We start from the raw sequence: 16,543 nt of genomic DNA on the forward strand, positions 1-16,543 counted from the left end.
GAAGTGTTCTGTAAAAATAACTAAAAACTGATAAATATCATATTTTTTTTAGCCTTTGCTTTCAACCTTTGCACTAGGTATAAATGAGCAAATATTATGAAACAAGCTACATGTTTTCATTGTGGTGATAATTGTACAGTTGAACATATTGTTTACAACGAAAAAGACTTTTGTTGTAATGGTTGTAAAACTGTTTACGAAATTTTTTCTGAAAACGATTTAACCTGTTATTACGATTTACAACAAGCTCCTGGAGCTACACCTAAAGAAATTCAAGGTAAATATGATTTCCTGTCGGATGACGCTATAATTGAAAAGCTCACCGAATTTAATGATGATAAACACCAAATTGCAACCTTAACCATTCCGCATATTCATTGTAGTTCTTGCATCTGGATTTTAGAAAACCTCAACAAACTCAATGCAAATATTACTGCTTCTCAAGTAAATTTTGGAAAAAAGACTGTAAGAATAACTTATAAAACTGAAGCTTTTTCATTAAAAGAAGCTGTACTTCTATTAAGTAAAATTGGTTACGAACCTTACATTTCACTTGAAGATTTCAATACAGGAAAAAACAAAGTAAACCGCAGTTTAATTTACAAACTTGGTGTTGCTGGTTTTGCTTTTGGCAATGTGATGTTTTTATCGTTTCCAGAGTATTTTGAAGTCAATGAGTTCTGGTTAGAGCAGTACAAACCTGTGTTTCGTTGGCTCATGTTTACATTTTCGCTGCCAGTAGTTTTTTATGCGGCTCAAGATTATTTTGTTTCGGCTTACAAAGGTTTAAAATCAAAACTATTAAATATCGATATTCCTATTGCGCTTGGTATTTTAGTGTTGTTTATACGAAGTACAGCCGAAATTATTCTAGACCTAGGCACAGGTTTTTTCGATAGCTTAACAGGTTTGGTGTTCTTCTTATTACTTGGGAAATATTTTCAGCAACGCACCTACAATTTCTTATCGTTTGAGCGCGACTACAAATCGTACTTCCCTATTGCTGTGACTAAAATTTTAAACGGAATTGAAGCACCAATTCAGGTTTACGACATTAAAAAAGGCGACCGATTATTAATTAGAAACGAAGAGTTAATTCCTGTTGATGGCATCTTAATTAACGGAAACGCTAATATAGATTACAGTTTTGTTACAGGAGAATCTGAAGCCGTAAAAAAATCGTCTGGTGATAAACTTTTTGCAGGTGGCAAACAAACCTCTGGCAGTATTGAAATGGAAGCTTTAAATGCAGTTGAACAAAGCTACCTGACCCAACTTTGGAGCAACGATGTGTTTAACAAAAACAAAGAAGATGGCTTTACAACCTTAACAAATACCATAAGCAAACGCTTTACTATTGCTGTGTTAAGCATTGCTTTTTTAGCTACAACATACTGGCTGTTTGCCGACTCAAGTAAAGCACTTAACGTATTTACTGCTGTGTTAATTATTGCTTGCCCTTGTGCTATTGCGTTATCTGCTCCATTCACTTTAGGAAATTTGTTACGCATTTTTGGAAAGTTGAAATTCTATTTAAAAAATGCTTCGGTAATTGAGCAGTTGGCAAAAATAGACACCATTATTTTTGACAAAACAGGTACCATAACTTCCAACCAAAAAAGTAAAACAGCCTATAAAGGTGAAACGCTTACGGAAGAGGAAACAGTTATTTTAAGTAGTACACTTAGACATTCTAACCATCCATTGAGTAGATCGTTATACAACTTGCTTAAGCAAAACAACATTATAACCCTAAGCCATTTTGAAGAACATTTAGGTGAAGGTATTTATGGCAAAAGCAATAATCAATCGGTAAAAATAGGTTCTGCAAAATATGTTGGACAACTTCAACCAGAAACCGAATTAAGTACAGCAGTTCATATTAGCACCAATAACACATACAAAGGAAAGTTTACCTTTTACAATGCATACCGAAAAGGCATTTCAAAACTGTTTAACAAACTAAAAAAAGACTACGATTTAGCGATACTTTCGGGAGACAATGCAAGTGAATTAAACAATCTTAAAAAACTATTGCCTAGTAAGACTAAACTTATTTTCAACCAAAAACCAAACGATAAGCTAGAATACATTAAGCATCATCAAAACAATGGCGCTCAAGTACTCATGGTTGGTGATGGTTTAAACGATGCTGGTGCTTTAGCACAGAGTAATGTTGGCATTGCTATTTCAGAAAATATTAATGTGTTCTCGCCTGCCTGCGATGCCATTTTAGATGCTTCAAAATTCAATCAATTATACAACTATATAAAAGCTTCAAAAGCAGCTATTAAAATCATAAAATGGAGTTTTGTGTTCTCCTTTTTCTACAATGCTATTGGTTTATACTTTGCCATTACTGGTCAACTTATGCCTGTGATTGCAGCTATTTTAATGCCTTTAAGCTCCATAAGTATTGTTGTATTTACCACAATTGCAACAAACCTTTTAGGTCGAAAATTAAAATGAAAAAATTAATGAAACATGACAAATATCATCTTTTAAAAAGAGATGCCAACGTAATTTTGAACTATAACTTCAAGTAGGTATGAGTGTTATTTATGTATTACTAGCTATCAGCATTATCATTGCTATTGTCTTTTTTATTGGATTTATAAAAGCCGTAAAATCAGGACAGTACGATGATGACTATACACCATCTGTACGCATGCTGTTTGAAGACGAACTGGTTAAAAACAAAACCAATAAATCCATTAAAAATCAAAAGTCTAACTAATTATTATGGAAGTACAACAATTTTATTACGACAACAAGATTGTTAAAAAATTCTTACTCGCTACCATGCTTTGGGGTGTTGTGGGTATGCTTGTAGGATTACTACTAGCCTTTATGTTCTTGTTCCCTAACCTAACCGACGGTATTTCGTGGTTAAGCTTTGGTCGATTGAGACCTTTACACACAAATGCTGTTATTTTTGCCTTTGTAGGTAACGCCATTTTTGCAGGTGTGTATTACTCTTCTCAACGTTTACTAAAAGCGAGAATGTTTAGTGATGCTTTGAGTAATATCAACTTTTGGGGTTGGCAACTTATAATTGTTGGAGCAGCAATTACACTTCCCTTAGGTTATACAACTAGTAAAGAATATGCCGAATTAGAATGGCCTTTTGATATAGCCATTGCTATTGTATGGGTTGTATTTGGTTGGAACTTAATAGGAACTATTTTAAAACGTCGTCAACGTCACATGTATGTTGCCATTTGGTTTTATTTAGGCACATTTGTTACAGTTGCTGTTCTTCATATTTTTAACAGTTTAGAATTACCAATCAGCGGATTAAAAAGTTATTCAGTTTATGCAGGTGTTCAAGATGCCTTAGTACAATGGTGGTATGGACACAATGCAGTAGCATTCTTCTTAACAACTCCATTCTTAGGGTTAATGTACTATTTTGTTCCAAAAGCGGCAGATAGACCTATTTACTCTTATAGATTATCTATTGTACACTTTTGGTCATTAATATTTATTTATATCTGGGCAGGACCACATCACTTATTATATACTGCTTTACCAGAGTGGGCTCAAAATTTAGGTGTAGCATTTTCGGTAATGTTATTAATGCCTTCTTGGGGAGGAATGATAAATGGTCTATTAACATTAAGAGGCGCTTGGGATAAAGTACGTGTTGACCCTGTGTTGAAGTTTATGGTTGTAGCAATTACTGGTTATGGTATGGCAACCTTTGAAGGCCCAATGCTTTCACTTAAAAACGTAAATGCTATTGCACACTTTACCGATTGGGTTATTGCTCACGTACATGTTGGTGCTTTAGCTTGGAATGGCTTCTTAGCTTTTGGTATGATTTATTGGTTGATTCCAAGATTATTCAACACCAAGCTACACTCAACAAAATTGGCAAACTTCCACTTTTGGATTGGAACTTTAGGAATTATTATATATGCATTACCTATGTATGTTGCTGGATTTACTCAAGCAAGTATGTGGAAACAATTCAATCCTGACGGAACTTTAGTCTACGGTAACTTTTTAGAAACTGTTTCTGAAATCATCCCAATGTACTGGATGCGTGCTATTGGAGGATCGTTATACATTATTGGAATGTTTGTCTTAGCTTACAACATAATTGTTACTATTAAAAAAGGCAGCAAGGTAAGCGATGAACTTGCTGAGGCTCCTGCTCTACAACGTGTTTCAAAAAGACGAATTGCTGGAGAAACCTTCCATACTTGGTTAGAGCGTAAACCAGTACAACTAACTATACTAGCTACTATTACTATTTTAATTGGTGGTATTATTCAAATTATACCAACAATAATGGTAGAGTCTAATATCCCAACTATTTCAAGTGTTAAACCATACACACCTTTAGAACTTGAAGGTAGAGACATCTATATACGTGAAGGTTGTGTAAGCTGTCACTCACAAATGGTACGTCCTTTTAGAAGTGAAGTAGAACGCTATGGAGAATACAGTAAAGCTGGAGAATTTGTATACGACCATCCATTCCTTTGGGGAAGTAAACGTACAGGACCAGATTTGCATCGTGTAGGTGGAAAATATTCTGACAACTGGCACCTTAACCATATGTACGATCCACAAAGTACATCATCAGGTTCTATTATGCCTGCTTATCAATGGTTGATTCGTGATGAACTTGATAAGTCTATGACTGAAGCTAAAATGAAAGCTATGGTAAAATTAGGAGTTCCTTATACCGAAGAGGATATTGCCAATGCACAACAGAGCATGACAGAACAAGGTACTCAAATTGAGAAAAACCTTTATACAGATCCTGATTTTGCTGAAAGCTACGAAGCTGATAAAAAAGCAGCTGGAAGCGAATTTATTGAAATGAGAAATAGAGAAATTACAGCTTTAATCGCTTATTTACAACGTCTTGGAACTGACATAAAAGTTCAAGAACTAGAAGCACAATTAACAACACAAAACCAATAAGTCATGTTGAAATTTGTAAAAAACCACATGGAAAGTATTACTGGTATAGAGATATATCCTTTAATATCCTTAATGATATTCTTCCTCTTTTTTGTTGCACTGTTTTGGTGGGTTATAACAGCTAAAAAAGAGTACATAACTACTGTGAGCAATTTGCCATTAGACAAAAAAAACAATTAAAATTATGAGACAATTTATTCCATCATGGCTTAGAGTTCCAATCGTATTTTTCGCTATTGCTTTTTTTGCTGAATATATGATTGACTCAGGTGATAAACCAGCATTTATTGAGTATCCATTGCTATCACTGTTTTTGGTATTAGTACTACTTATTCTTATTGCTACTGAAGGTATAGTAAGTTCTATGGATAACGTACTTTATCAAAGTTTAGATGAAGAAGCAAAAGCGAGATACGACGCACAACGTACAAGAACACCAAAATTCATTAAGTGGATTCAAAACACTTATAAAAAACTATTAGGCGCAAAACCTATTGAAGAAGAGCACGAAATTATTTTAGACCATAATTATGATGGTATTAAAGAGTTAGACAACTCTCTTCCGCCTTGGTGGATTTATAGTTTTTACATCTCAATTGCTTTTGCTGCTGTGTACTTATTAAAATACCATGTATTTAATGGTGACAGTCAATATGATGAATTAGCACAAGAATATGCCGAAGCAAAAATAGCTATCGAAGAATACAAAAAAACGGCTAAAGACTTGGTTGATTTTAATACTGTTGAATTACTTACTGAAGCTTCAGACTTAAACAACGGAAAGAAAATTTTTGACACCAACTGCGTTGCATGCCACAAAATTGATGGTGGTGGTGGTATTGGTCCTAACCTAACCGATGAATATTGGGTTTTAGGTGGAGGAATTAAAAATGTATTTAAAACAGTATCAGAAGGAGGTCGTGATGGTAAAGGTATGATTGCTTGGAAACAAAACTTAAAACCTTCTGAAATTGCACAAGTAGCAAGTTACGTACTCACATTTCAAGGTACAACACCTGCTGAACCAAAAGACCCTGAAGGCGAACTTTGGATACCTGAAGGTTCTAAAACTGAGAACACAGAAACCAACTTAACAGAAGAAATTTCTACTGAAACTGATTCTACAACTGTGAATTAAACGTTGCTTAATGAGCCAACAAACACAAAATAACGAAAACTTTAGAGACTCTATTGGTACTATTACCGATGAAGGCAAGCGCGCTTGGATTTATCCAAAAAAACCAAGCGGTAAATTTTATGAAAGACGTAAAATAGTTAGCTACTTTTTGCTTGCCTTTTTGTTCTCTGCTCCATTTATTAAAGTAAATGGCAATCAGTTTTTAATGTTTAATGTGTTAGAAAGACGCTTTAACATTTTTGGGTTTCCGTTTTGGCCTCAAGACTTTCACCTGTTTGTTATTTCAATGATTATTGGTGTCGTTTTCGTTACACTTTTTACAGTTGGTTTTGGACGTATATTTTGTGGGTGGATTTGCCCTCAAACCATTTTTATGGAAATGGTTTTTAGACGTATTGAGTATTGGATTGATGGCGACAGAAACAAACAACGTAAACTAGACAAACAAAAGTGGGATGCCGAAAAAATAAGAAAACGTCTTTTAAAGTGGTTTGTCTTTTTGATCATCTCGTTTTTAATAGCTAATATCTTTCTTGCGTACCTTATTGGTAGCGATAAACTTTTAAGATATATTATCGATGGTCCTCAAGAGCATTTAGGAACATTATTTCCATTACTCATTTTTACAGCTGTATTCTACTTTGTTTTTGCATGGTTTAGAGAGCAAGTGTGCATTATTGCTTGCCCTTACGGAAGACTACAAGGTGTATTATTAGACAACAAATCGGTAGTTGTTGCTTACGACCATAAGCGAGGTGAAGGTGAAAATGGTCGTAAAAAATTCAGAAAAAATGAAGATAGAACTGCTTTAGGACATGGAGATTGTATTGATTGCTTACAATGTGTGCATGTTTGCCCTACTGGAATTGACATTAGAAATGGCACACAACTAGAATGTGTAAACTGTACTGCTTGTATTGACGAATGCGACCATATCATGGAAAGCATTAATTTACCAAAAGGCTTAATTCGTTATGCAAGTGAAGATGAAATTGAGAAAAAAGAAACCTTTAAGCTTACTAGCCGAATGAAAGGCTACATAGCTGTCCTAACTATTTTAACAGGAGTTTTAATAGGTATGCTCTTATTAAGAAATGATGTTGAAGCTAGAATTCTTAGACTACCAGGACAACTTTACGAGAAAAAAGACAACAACATTATAAGCAATGTGTTTACTTATAAAATTATAAACAAAACCACTCAAGAAATTGACAATGTAAGTTTTAAACTTAGAAATTTTGAGGGTGAGATAAAGCTTGTTTCAACAACTAAAGATTTTATGGTTCCTGAACAAGGTTTAGCAGAAGGCACATTATTTATTGAAATAAATAAAAGCCATTTAAAAGGTGATAAAAACAAGCTTATAATAGATGTGTATAGTCACGACAAATTTATAGAAACCACAACAGTTAACTTTTTGGGACCAAGAAGTTATCATTAAAAAATAGTGTTATGAAATTTAATTGGGGAACTGGAATTGTACTTGCATTTATTGGCTTCATTGGTTTTATCATGTACTTTGTTGTTACCATGAGTACAAATGATAAGTACGATCATGATTTAGTTACTGAAGATTATTATAAACAAGAATTAGAACTTCAGAAAAACATAAACAAAGAAAAAAATGCAGCTCAGCTAAAACATAATATTACCTGCAAAAAAACTAATACAGGTTTATTAATAAGCTTTCCGGAAGATCTTGATGCATCAAAAATAACCGGAAAAGTGTTCCTATATAGACCATCTAACAAGCAATTTGATTTTGAAACACCAATTTCTTTATCAAACCACAATTTGCTCGTACCTGACAACCGTTTGTTAGGTGGTCGTTGGAACATTACTATTGATTGGGAATATAACGAAATTCCTTATCGTTTTAAAAAAGAAATTGTTTACTAAATGCTTTGGTCTGCATTCATATTAGGTCTATTAGGTAGCTTTCACTGTGTTGGTATGTGTGGTCCTATTGCCTTTATGTTACCTGTTGACAGAAGTAATTCCGTAAAAAAAATAAGTCAAATTACAACCTACCACATTGGAAGACTGTTAGCATATAGTACAATAGGGCTAATTTTTGGGCTTATTGGTAAAAATCTTTACATCTTTGGTTTACAGCAACAACTTTCAATATGCATTGGTGTATTAATGATTGTTGTGGTTTTATTACCCTACAAAACGTTTAGCAAATACAACTTATCAAAACCGTTACACAAAGTAATTTCAAAAGTAAAAAGTGAACTAGGTAGTGCCTTAAAAAAGAAAACTGCAGACACTTTTTTAACTATTGGATTTTTAAATGGGTTTTTACCTTGCGGATTAGTTTATATGGCTGTTTTTGGGAGTTTAGTAAGTAGCACCATTACACAAGGTGCTATGTATATGGCTCTTTTTGGTTTAGGGACTATTCCTTTAATGACAAGTGCTATTTATTTAGGAAAATTTTTAAACACAACTATTAAACAACGAATCCAAAAAGCGATTCCTGTTTTTGTAGTTATTATTGGTGTGTTATTTATTTTAAGAGGTTTAGGATTAGGAATTCCTTACATATCTCCTACTCCTGTTGTGGAAATGGTTTCAGGGAACATTAACTGCCACTAAAACAATTAAAACCCTCATAACAAACACATTGAACTATAAAACTGTATCTTTGTTAAACGAGGTAGTATACTATGAAAAACATTCTTCTTCTTACCGATTTTTCTAAAAGTGCAAATAATGCTATTAGCTATGCGTTGTCTCACTTTAACTCCAGTCCTTGTCACTTTTTCTTAATGTATGTGTATAAGTCTGGAAACTTTATAATGGACGATTTAATGACTAGCAGTAGCGATACTGTTTTTGATGCTATTATAAAAGACGAAAAACAAGAGTTAGAACATTATAAATCTAAACTTACAGATGAATACAAGCAGCATCAATTTTCAACCATTATAGATTATGACGATTTATTGAGTGCCATATCTCAATCTATCGAATTGAATACTATTGATTTAATAGTTGCTGGTTATGATGGAGCTACAAGCTTAATGGAAACTGTTTTTGGTTCTAATACGCTTAAAATTATCAGAAATATTGAACACCCTACTTTAATTGTTCCTGAGGAGTTTCACTATCAAAATATTAAAAATGTTTTAATTCCATTAGATGAGTCAGATAAGTTAAATACTAGCGAGTTTGACAGATTACTAAAGTTTATAGATTTAAAACACACAAATATTCATGTGTTAAGAATTGACAATGATGATACTTTAGCCGAAAGTGATAAACTTCATCTTGAAGAAAAGGCAGTAAACTACACTTATAATATTATTAAAAATGTTGCTCTACCTGATGCTGTAATGACATACCAGCAGTTAAATGAAATTGATTTAGTTGGACTAATAACTGAAAAGGAAAGCTTCTTAAAGCGTTTAATTTCTGAGTCTTCAACAACAAAAATCAGTAAGAGCTTAAACTTGCCCTTACTGATTGTTCATAATTAATACCAAAGTAATATATAACTATATTAGATTTTAAATGTCATTACTGGCAGTATTGCGTGGTTTGCAATATCTTCTGAAATACTGCCTTCAAAGAAATGTGTAATCCCTTTTCTACCATGTGTTGCTACAGCAATTAAATCGGCATTAATAGCATTAGCATGATTTAAAACACCAGATTCAACTGTATAATCTGATACAAAAGTTGTTTGCGACATTGCATCTGTATTGCCTGCTGCAGCTGTTAAAAACCCTGATACTTTTTGTCTCATTTCGGTAGAATTCAAAAACTTACCAGGAGTATTTACATAAACCAAGTGTACTTTTGCTCCCATACCTTCAAATTTATTAATTGCTGTTTTGTAAACATCTATAGATTCTTTAGAGAAATCTGTTGCAAACAATACATTTTTAAAAGCAGTAGATTCTAACTTGTTTTTTAAAACCAAAACAGGAATTTCAGAATGTCTTACCACCTTCTCAGTATTTGAACCTACAAATATTTCGGATAAGCCACTAGTACCATGCGATCCCATTACTATTAAATCTGCACTATGGTCTTGTGCTACTTGACTCACTTCACTAAACACCTTAAAGTGTTTAACAATTGGAGTTACAGTTACACCTTTTAGATAGTCTTTATCTAAAAATTCTTCAAATCGTTTTTCAGCTAGTTTTAAATAAAAAATAGCTTCTTGTCCTTGCTCTAGACTTCCTTTGGTTAAAACTGCATCAGAAAGCTCCAACATGTGTAACGCCAAAACCTCTCCATGATTTTGTCTTGCCATTACAGCAGCAGCTTCTAAAGCATATTCAGAGTGTTCAGAAAAGTCTATTGGAACTATTATTTTTTTCATTTTTAGGGTGTTTTTAAAGGTTAAATTTTGTGTTTTTTGTAAGTATTAATTTACAACTTTTTTATGTGTCTCACAAGTTTTTAAGATTATTAAATTGTCATAGAAAACAATTGTTTTTCAGGTTGTTTTCGTTGCAACAACACATCAAATGCCATACAAATATTGCGCACAAAAGGCTTTCCCTTTTTAGTAACCTTTAAACCTTCATTTTCTAGTACTAGTAACTCATCTTTTATCATTTCAGATAATTTAGCTTTAATTGATTCTAAATCATTAAGCTTTAACGACTCACATTTCCATGAGGTTTTATAGTGACACATTAAATTAAGAATATGTTGTCTAATAACTAAATCTTCTTCATTTAATATATGTCCTTTAAATACAGGAATAATTCCTTCTTCAATTAAATGATAATACTCCTCAATACCTTTTACATTTTGAGCAAAACCATACCAACTGTCGCTAATTGACGACACACCTAGTCCTATCATCATTTGAGTTTTTGAAGCTGTATAACCCATAAAATTTCTATGTAGTTTTTGTGTTGTCATAGCTTCATATAAGGTGTCTGTTGGTAATGCAAAGTGATCCATTCCTATTTCAGAATATCCTGCCACATTAAGCATATCTTTACCTATTTCATATTGCAATCGCTTGTCTTCGGCTTTTGGCAAATCGGTATCTTTAAAACCTCTTTGACCATTACCTTTTATCCATGGCGTATGCGCATAACTATAAAATGCTATTCGATCTGGCATTAGCTGTTTTGTTTTTTCAATGGTTTCTTTAATATGATCAACTATTTGAAACGGAAGCCCAAAAATAATATCGTGTCCTATGCTTGTATATCCTATTTCTCTTGCGGTTTCAGTCACATATTTTACATTTTCGAATGGCTGAATTCTATGTATTGCTTTTTGAACTGTTTCATTATAATCCTGAACTCCAAAACTCACTCGTCTAAATCCTAGGTTAAAAAGTGTTTGCAAGTGGTCTCTTGTAGTATTGTTTGGATGTCCTTCAAAACTAAACTCATAATGGTCTGCCAAAACTGCTTTTCGGGTAATTCCTTCAATTAAACGCTTTAAGTTTTGAGACGAAAAAAAAGTTGGTGTGCCTCCACCTAAATGCAATTCTTTAATTACAGGCTTGCTCTCAAACAAATTACAGTACAATTGCCATTCTTTTAAAAGTGCAGTTATATAAGGAGATTCTACTTCATGACGCTTGGTAATTCGTTTATTGCAACCACAAAATGTGCATAAACTTTCACAAAAAGGCAAATGAATATAAAGACTAATCCCTTCGCTGTTATTACTCTCAACAAACGATTGCTGTGTTGAGGCTTTCCATTGCTTAAGAGAAAATGTATCCATATCCCAAAATGGTACAGTTGGATAGCTTGTATATCTTGGTCCTGGTATGTTGTACTTGCGTATTAATTCGTTATGATTCATTTGTGTAATTTTATACTTCAAAGGTAGACGCACAACAACAGTTATACTATGACATTTATCATATAAAAGTTAGCTATTGTTTTAATTTATTTGAAATAATGCTTACCTTCACTATTCATTTAAAAAACCTAAATACAAAATGAAAAAAACACTTCTTATTATAGTTGCATTAGTATTAAGTTTCAATATTTCTTGTAAAAGCGATAAAAAAGAAACTGAAACAGCAACAGACAATGTTGAAACCGAAACTCCTACAGCTACCGAAACAAAAAAGACAACCTCAGAGCCTTACGTTCCAACTGATGTAGTAAAAAAAGTAACTGTAAAACTTGAAGCTAAAAGCGAAAGTAATGTTACTGGTAATGCTCTTTTTAAAGAAGAAAAAGGTGTTGTTACTATGATTGCTGTTTTTGATGGTTTAACTGAAGGTTCTCACGCTATTCACCTTCATGAAAAAGCCGATTGTTCATCAGCAGATGGAACCTCAACAGGTGGTCACTGGAACCCAACTGCTCAACCTCATGGAAAATGGGGAGACGACAAAGGATACCACAAAGGAGACATTGGAAACTTTAGTGCTAACGCAAACGGAAAAGGAACCGTTACTTTTAGTACTGACCAATGGTGTATTGGCTGTGGCGATGACACTAAAGACATTTTAGGAAAAGCTGTTATTGTTCACCAAGGAACAGACGACTTTACCTCTCAACCATCTGGAGCTGCAGGTAGTAGAGTAAGCTGTGGAGGAATTATTGAATAACAAAATTTAAATACTCATATAAAGATTTAAAGCTACCTCGTGTAGCTTTTTTCTTTGGTTTAAATTCACTATTTTCGGTATTCTTAAAACCAAACAATGCAACTAGAAACTCTTATATCTCAGTTTCAACAAAAAGACGAAAAAGCATTTGAATCGTTATACAATATGTATAGCGAAAGCATGCATGGAGTTATCTACAACATTGTTAGAGACAACGATATAGCTGAAGAAATCATGCAAGATGTTTTTATAAAAGTATGGCATAATTCTAGCAGCTACTCACCTGAAAAAGGACGTTTTTTTACTTGGATTTTAAACATTGCAAGAAACGCAGCCATAGATAAAACAAGGTCAAAAGCATTTAAAAACTCAAAGAAAAACCTTGATGCGGAATTTTTCGTAGATATCTTGGAAAACAATGAAAACCTTAATGACAAAACTGATGCCATTGGTATTTCAAAATATGTAAAGAAACTTGCCAAAAAGTGTATTAAAGTTATTGAGCTACTTTATTTTAAAGGTTACACTCAAAAAGAAGCTTCTGAAACACTTGAAATGCCTATAGGTACCATAAAAACAAGAAACAGAAATTGCATTAAGGAATTAAGAGAAATGTTAATAAAGTAAATGGATATTAAAGCATACATAGAATCTGGAATTTTGGAACTTTACGTTGCAGGATCACTTTCTGAAAAAGAAAGTAAAGAAGTGTATGAACTTATGCTAAAGCATCCTGAAATTTTACAGGAAGTATTAGAAATTGAAGCTTCAGTTATAAAGCTTACAAGTGCTGTATCGCCAAAATCTAGCTCTCATATTTTCAATATTATTAAAGAAAAACTAAAACTTGGTGATAACGAGGTTAAGGTTGTTTCAATAACTAAACCTAAATATAATTGGTTTACTTATACTGGTTGGGCAGCTGCTCTTATTGTAGGAGCTGGTTTACTGTGGACACTAAACCTAAACAAGCAATTAGAAGCTGATATTACTACAGCTGATATTGAAAATGCCTATTTAGAAGAGCAAATTGAAGCTGCTAAAAACGATCTTGCAGCAACAAAAAACCTTTTAAACGTACTACGTGATAAAGACATCATCGCTGTACCACTTGGTGGACAAGGTGAGTTTGAAAATGCTTATGCTAAAGTATACTGGAATAAAGCAGACAACAGCATTTACTTAGATGCTCAAGGATTACCTAATGCACCTGAAGGCAAGGTTTGGCAAGTATGGTCGTTAACCCTAAACCCATTAACACCAACTAGTTTAGGTACTATTGATGATTTTAATACTGATGACAACAAGATATTTGCTATAGCCAACACTTATGAAAGTCAAGCGTTTGGTATCACATTAGAACCTGAAGGTGGAAGCGAATCACCAACAATGGAACAACTTTATACACTTGGTGTTGTTACGCCATCTACCCCTTAAAAAATCTCTTTTAGAAAATAGCAAAAAGCATTAAACTGTTGTTTAATGCTTTTTTAATTTAAAAAAAGAAAATGCCTGCTTACACAAGATAAACAGACACTTTCCACTAACAAAAAAACTCTAAAAACAACCATAACTAGTATGGTTTACCACTAATTCAACCTATATCAATTTATTTTTTGCTAGTTGTTGTCAACCATTATTTCCCTCAAATTAATAGTCAAATTACATCTTCTATTTAAAACCTATATGCAATAGTTCCTTTAATAAAAAAAGGTGTTCCAGGTGTAAAATGTATTTCTTCAACAGACTGTGCTTCGTTTTGCAAACGAGACTCTGTAGCAAACTGTGTTTCATTCCATTCGGTATCAAAAAGGTTTTCTATTACAAACCCTAAAGTGATATTATCAAAACTATAGTTAGCATTAAAATCGGTTACAAAATAGCCTTCTGCTACAATACTATTGTCTTCATTTGCTGGTCTATCATCAATATATCTATACCTAATTCCTCCTGAAAAACCATTCAAATCATTAATCGATAATCCTCCAGCCAATGTAAAATCAGGAGCTAACGGAATATAGTTTTGTCCATCAGGATCTTCTGTACTTCTAGCATGAGTAATTGTTGCATCAGTATCAAAAAACAACCAATCATTAAATTGATACCTTAAGCCTAAATCAAGACCATAACGTTCAGTTTTTCCGCTAGGTTCTATAACTCCAGCATCTCCTACATACACAAACTCTTGTTCTAAAAACAAATACCACAATGCCGAATTAAGCACTAGTTTTGGAAATGGCTTCCATACTTTACCAAAATCCAATCCATAAGCTCTTGGTAAAACATCTTCTCCTTGATTACTTACAACAACTCTTGTATCATTAGAGTGAAAACCAATTCCTGATTTTAAAAACAGTTGAAGGTTACTAGCTGCATCGTAATAAAAATTAAGTTTCGGACTTAAAATTGTTTTAGTTTCAGATTGCGTAGTGTAATTAACTTGTAACTTATCGTTGTATAAAAACTTAAAATAGTCTAAGCGCAATGCAGGAGCTACTTTAAGCTTTCCAAACTCAAATTCTGCATTTACAAAAGCATCTACATTTGTTTGATTTAAATCACCCAATTGTATTTGCTCTAAAGTGGTTTTTCTGTTAAGTGTATGAGACAGTTCAATATCATTTACAATATCGTGTCTAAGACCTAAACCAGAATTAATAGTTACAGGAGTTGACCCTAAACTAGTTTCTTTAACAATACTTGCATTAGCACCAAAAATATGTCTATCCTCTTGCTGTTTGATTTGATCTCCATTAACTGGATCTTCTAAAAAAAATGTGAAGTTAGAATACAATTCAAAAGCATAATGCGAATAAAACGCATTGGTTTTTAAGCGTGTGTTATCTGTAATATACTTATTGAATTCAATGTTAAAATTTGTGCGTTGGGTTTCTCCTCCTTCGGTATCATCAATAGCTCCAAAACGTGTAATATTTCCATTATCAACTTCACGTTGCGGAATTTGACCAGAAGCATCCCATCTGCTTGTAAAGTGAGAAGCAGTTAATGACAATTTTGAATTATCTGATGAAAAAGTAACATACTTTCCAAATACATTAATACGATTAAAATTTTGAGGCGATTCAAAAGAACCATCAGTTGCTAAATATTCAGTAGCTATGTATGCATTTTGATGTTTTGACTTTTCTAGAAGATTAAACATCCCAAGAGTTCTTAAGGTATTAAAATCTCCCATTGAAAATGTTATCGCACTTTCTTTTAGATAATCTTTTGCAGAAAAATCTACAAAACCTGCTGTAGTAAAATCGCCTTTGTCTCCATAATAAGGACCTTTACCAAAATCTATTTTATTAACCGTTTCTGGGATTAGAAAATGTAAATCGCTATAACCTTGTCCATGCGCATGAGACACCATGTTCACTGGCACACCATCTACATTTATTGATACATCAGTACCATGATCTATATCAAAACCTCTAAGAAAAATTTGTTCTGCTTTTCCTCCTCCTGCATGCTGTCCAATAATTAATCCAGGTACTTTACGCAGTGCTTCTTGCGATGAATTCAACGGATTGGTATTCATATCCAACCTAGTTATAGTACTTGCTGTATTTAATTCTTCAGTAATTACCATTTCATCTAATTGAAACGCCTTTTCCTGAAGCGTAATAGGTTGTGTTGCTTCAAAACTTGAAGAGCTTACAACAACAAACTTTGTTTCATATCCCAATAATCCTATTTTTAGACTGTCTCCTTCACTTGTATTATCAATAGTGAACAGACCATTTTCAGATGAATGCGCATGACTTTTTGTAGTAACGTTAAATACATAAGCAGATTCCAAAGGTTGACTAAAAGTATTTAAAACCTTACCTTTTAAATGCTGTGAAAAAGCAGTAGAACTCACTATTAACATTAGTAATACCAATATTGTATGTTTAATTTTCATA

Annotated in this window: 15 protein-coding genes; 12 read left to right on the forward strand and 3 right to left on the reverse strand. The window is 33.1% G+C overall.

Annotation, left to right across the window (positions count from 1 at the left end; genetic code table 11):
* Nucleotides 1-96: 96 nt before the first annotated feature.
* The 9 genes from OD803_RS08190 (at nucleotide 97) to OD803_RS08230 (ending at nucleotide 9,561) form a co-directional block, all read left to right on the forward strand.
* Entirely contained in the window at nucleotides 97-2,469 is a 2,373-nt protein-coding gene (locus OD803_RS08190) for a heavy metal translocating P-type ATPase (RefSeq protein ID WP_262733070.1), read from the forward strand.
* 79 nt (nucleotides 2,470-2,548) lie between these two features.
* Nucleotides 2,549-2,737, forward strand: coding sequence for a cbb3-type cytochrome oxidase assembly protein CcoS (gene ccoS, locus OD803_RS08195; RefSeq protein ID WP_129761269.1), 189 nt, complete (start codon nucleotides 2,549-2,551; stop codon nucleotides 2,735-2,737).
* 5 nt (nucleotides 2,738-2,742) lie between these two features.
* Entirely contained in the window at nucleotides 2,743-4,938 is a 2,196-nt protein-coding gene (gene ccoN / locus OD803_RS08200; protein ID WP_131508352.1) for a cytochrome-c oxidase, cbb3-type subunit I, read from the forward strand.
* Nucleotides 4,939-4,941: 3 nt separating this feature from the next.
* The gene (locus tag OD803_RS08205) at nucleotides 4,942-5,118 is read left to right on the forward strand and encodes a CcoQ/FixQ family Cbb3-type cytochrome c oxidase assembly chaperone (protein ID WP_129761267.1); all 177 of its coding nucleotides are present in this window, start codon (nucleotides 4,942-4,944) and stop codon (nucleotides 5,116-5,118) included.
* A gap of 4 nt (nucleotides 5,119-5,122) precedes the next feature.
* On the forward strand, nucleotides 5,123-6,076 hold the full coding sequence (locus OD803_RS08210; RefSeq protein ID WP_262733071.1) for a cbb3-type cytochrome c oxidase N-terminal domain-containing protein: 954 nt from the start codon (nucleotides 5,123-5,125) through the stop codon (nucleotides 6,074-6,076).
* A 10-nt stretch (nucleotides 6,077-6,086) separates the two neighbouring features.
* Entirely contained in the window at nucleotides 6,087-7,517 is a 1,431-nt protein-coding gene (gene ccoG / locus OD803_RS08215) for a cytochrome c oxidase accessory protein CcoG (RefSeq protein WP_129761265.1), read from the forward strand.
* An 11-nt stretch (nucleotides 7,518-7,528) separates the two neighbouring features.
* Nucleotides 7,529-7,975 carry a FixH family protein gene (locus tag OD803_RS08220; protein WP_262733072.1) on the forward strand — a complete coding sequence of 149 codons (447 nt, stop codon included), beginning with the start codon at nucleotides 7,529-7,531 and terminating at the stop codon, nucleotides 7,973-7,975.
* Nucleotides 7,976-8,677 (forward strand): sulfite exporter TauE/SafE family protein, encoded by a 702-nt coding sequence (locus OD803_RS08225; RefSeq protein ID WP_262733073.1) that lies wholly within the window; start codon nucleotides 7,976-7,978, stop codon nucleotides 8,675-8,677.
* Nucleotides 8,678-8,748: 71 nt separating this feature from the next.
* A complete protein-coding gene (locus OD803_RS08230; protein WP_262733074.1) occupies nucleotides 8,749-9,561 on the forward strand; it encodes a universal stress protein in 813 nt (270 codons plus the stop codon).
* Nucleotides 9,562-9,584: 23 nt separating this feature from the next.
* On the opposite strand, the gene OD803_RS08235 is transcribed toward OD803_RS08230, so the two are convergent.
* On the reverse strand, nucleotides 9,585-10,415 hold the full coding sequence (locus OD803_RS08235) for a universal stress protein (RefSeq protein WP_262733075.1): 831 nt from the start codon (nucleotides 10,413-10,415) through the stop codon (nucleotides 9,585-9,587).
* A gap of 89 nt (nucleotides 10,416-10,504) precedes the next feature.
* Nucleotides 10,505-11,872 carry an oxygen-independent coproporphyrinogen III oxidase gene (gene hemN / locus OD803_RS08240; protein ID WP_262733076.1) on the reverse strand — a complete coding sequence of 456 codons (1,368 nt, stop codon included), beginning with the start codon at nucleotides 11,870-11,872 and terminating at the stop codon, nucleotides 10,505-10,507.
* 139 nt (nucleotides 11,873-12,011) lie between these two features.
* On the opposite strand from hemN, the gene OD803_RS08245 reads away from it, so the two are divergent.
* The 3 genes from OD803_RS08245 (at nucleotide 12,012) to OD803_RS08255 (ending at nucleotide 14,069) form a co-directional block, all read left to right on the forward strand.
* Nucleotides 12,012-12,632 carry a superoxide dismutase family protein gene (locus OD803_RS08245; protein ID WP_131508342.1) on the forward strand — a complete coding sequence of 207 codons (621 nt, stop codon included), beginning with the start codon at nucleotides 12,012-12,014 and terminating at the stop codon, nucleotides 12,630-12,632.
* Nucleotides 12,633-12,728: 96 nt separating this feature from the next.
* Nucleotides 12,729-13,259 (forward strand): RNA polymerase sigma factor, encoded by a 531-nt coding sequence (locus OD803_RS08250; RefSeq protein WP_129761258.1) that lies wholly within the window; start codon nucleotides 12,729-12,731, stop codon nucleotides 13,257-13,259.
* Nucleotides 13,260-14,069: an anti-sigma factor gene (locus OD803_RS08255; protein ID WP_262733077.1), complete on the forward strand. Its 810-nt coding sequence runs from the start codon at nucleotides 13,260-13,262 to the stop codon at nucleotides 14,067-14,069. It abuts the gene before it with no gap.
* Between the two features lie 238 nt (nucleotides 14,070-14,307).
* Here OD803_RS08255 and OD803_RS08260 read toward each other — a convergent pair whose 3' ends face one another.
* Nucleotides 14,308-16,542, reverse strand: coding sequence for a TonB-dependent receptor (locus OD803_RS08260; RefSeq protein ID WP_262733078.1), 2,235 nt, complete (start codon nucleotides 16,540-16,542; stop codon nucleotides 14,308-14,310).
* Between the last annotated feature and the right edge of the window lies 1 nt (nucleotide 16,543).

This window comes from Gaetbulibacter sp. NE (genome assembly GCF_025548475.1).
In the GTDB taxonomy this organism is placed as follows: Bacteria; Bacteroidota; Bacteroidia; order Flavobacteriales; family Flavobacteriaceae; genus Gaetbulibacter_B; species Gaetbulibacter_B jejuensis.

What these genes read in the sequence shown, in the direction of transcription:
- OD803_RS08190 (WP_262733070.1), top strand. Translation starts at nt 97, where the DNA reads ATGAAACAAGCTACATGTTTTCATTGTGGTGATAATTGTACAGTTGAA.
- ccoS (WP_129761269.1), top strand. Translation starts at nt 2,549, where the DNA reads ATGAGTGTTATTTATGTATTACTAGCTATCAGCATTATCATTGCTATT.
- ccoN (WP_131508352.1), top strand. Translation starts at nt 2,743, where the DNA reads ATGGAAGTACAACAATTTTATTACGACAACAAGATTGTTAAAAAATTC.
- OD803_RS08205 (WP_129761267.1), top strand. Translation starts at nt 4,942, where the DNA reads ATGTTGAAATTTGTAAAAAACCACATGGAAAGTATTACTGGTATAGAG.
- OD803_RS08210 (WP_262733071.1), top strand. Translation starts at nt 5,123, where the DNA reads ATGAGACAATTTATTCCATCATGGCTTAGAGTTCCAATCGTATTTTTC.
- ccoG (WP_129761265.1), top strand. Translation starts at nt 6,087, where the DNA reads ATGAGCCAACAAACACAAAATAACGAAAACTTTAGAGACTCTATTGGT.
- OD803_RS08220 (WP_262733072.1), top strand. Translation starts at nt 7,529, where the DNA reads ATGAAATTTAATTGGGGAACTGGAATTGTACTTGCATTTATTGGCTTC.
- OD803_RS08225 (WP_262733073.1), top strand. Translation starts at nt 7,976, where the DNA reads ATGCTTTGGTCTGCATTCATATTAGGTCTATTAGGTAGCTTTCACTGT.
- OD803_RS08230 (WP_262733074.1), top strand. Translation starts at nt 8,749, where the DNA reads ATGAAAAACATTCTTCTTCTTACCGATTTTTCTAAAAGTGCAAATAAT.
- OD803_RS08235 (WP_262733075.1), bottom strand. Translation starts at nt 10,415, where the DNA reads ATGAAAAAAATAATAGTTCCAATAGACTTTTCTGAACACTCTGAATAT.
- hemN (WP_262733076.1), bottom strand. Translation starts at nt 11,872, where the DNA reads ATGAATCATAACGAATTAATACGCAAGTACAACATACCAGGACCAAGA.
- OD803_RS08245 (WP_131508342.1), top strand. Translation starts at nt 12,012, where the DNA reads ATGAAAAAAACACTTCTTATTATAGTTGCATTAGTATTAAGTTTCAAT.
- OD803_RS08250 (WP_129761258.1), top strand. Translation starts at nt 12,729, where the DNA reads ATGCAACTAGAAACTCTTATATCTCAGTTTCAACAAAAAGACGAAAAA.
- OD803_RS08255 (WP_262733077.1), top strand. Translation starts at nt 13,260, where the DNA reads ATGGATATTAAAGCATACATAGAATCTGGAATTTTGGAACTTTACGTT.
- OD803_RS08260 (WP_262733078.1), bottom strand. Translation starts at nt 16,542, where the DNA reads ATGAAAATTAAACATACAATATTGGTATTACTAATGTTAATAGTGAGT.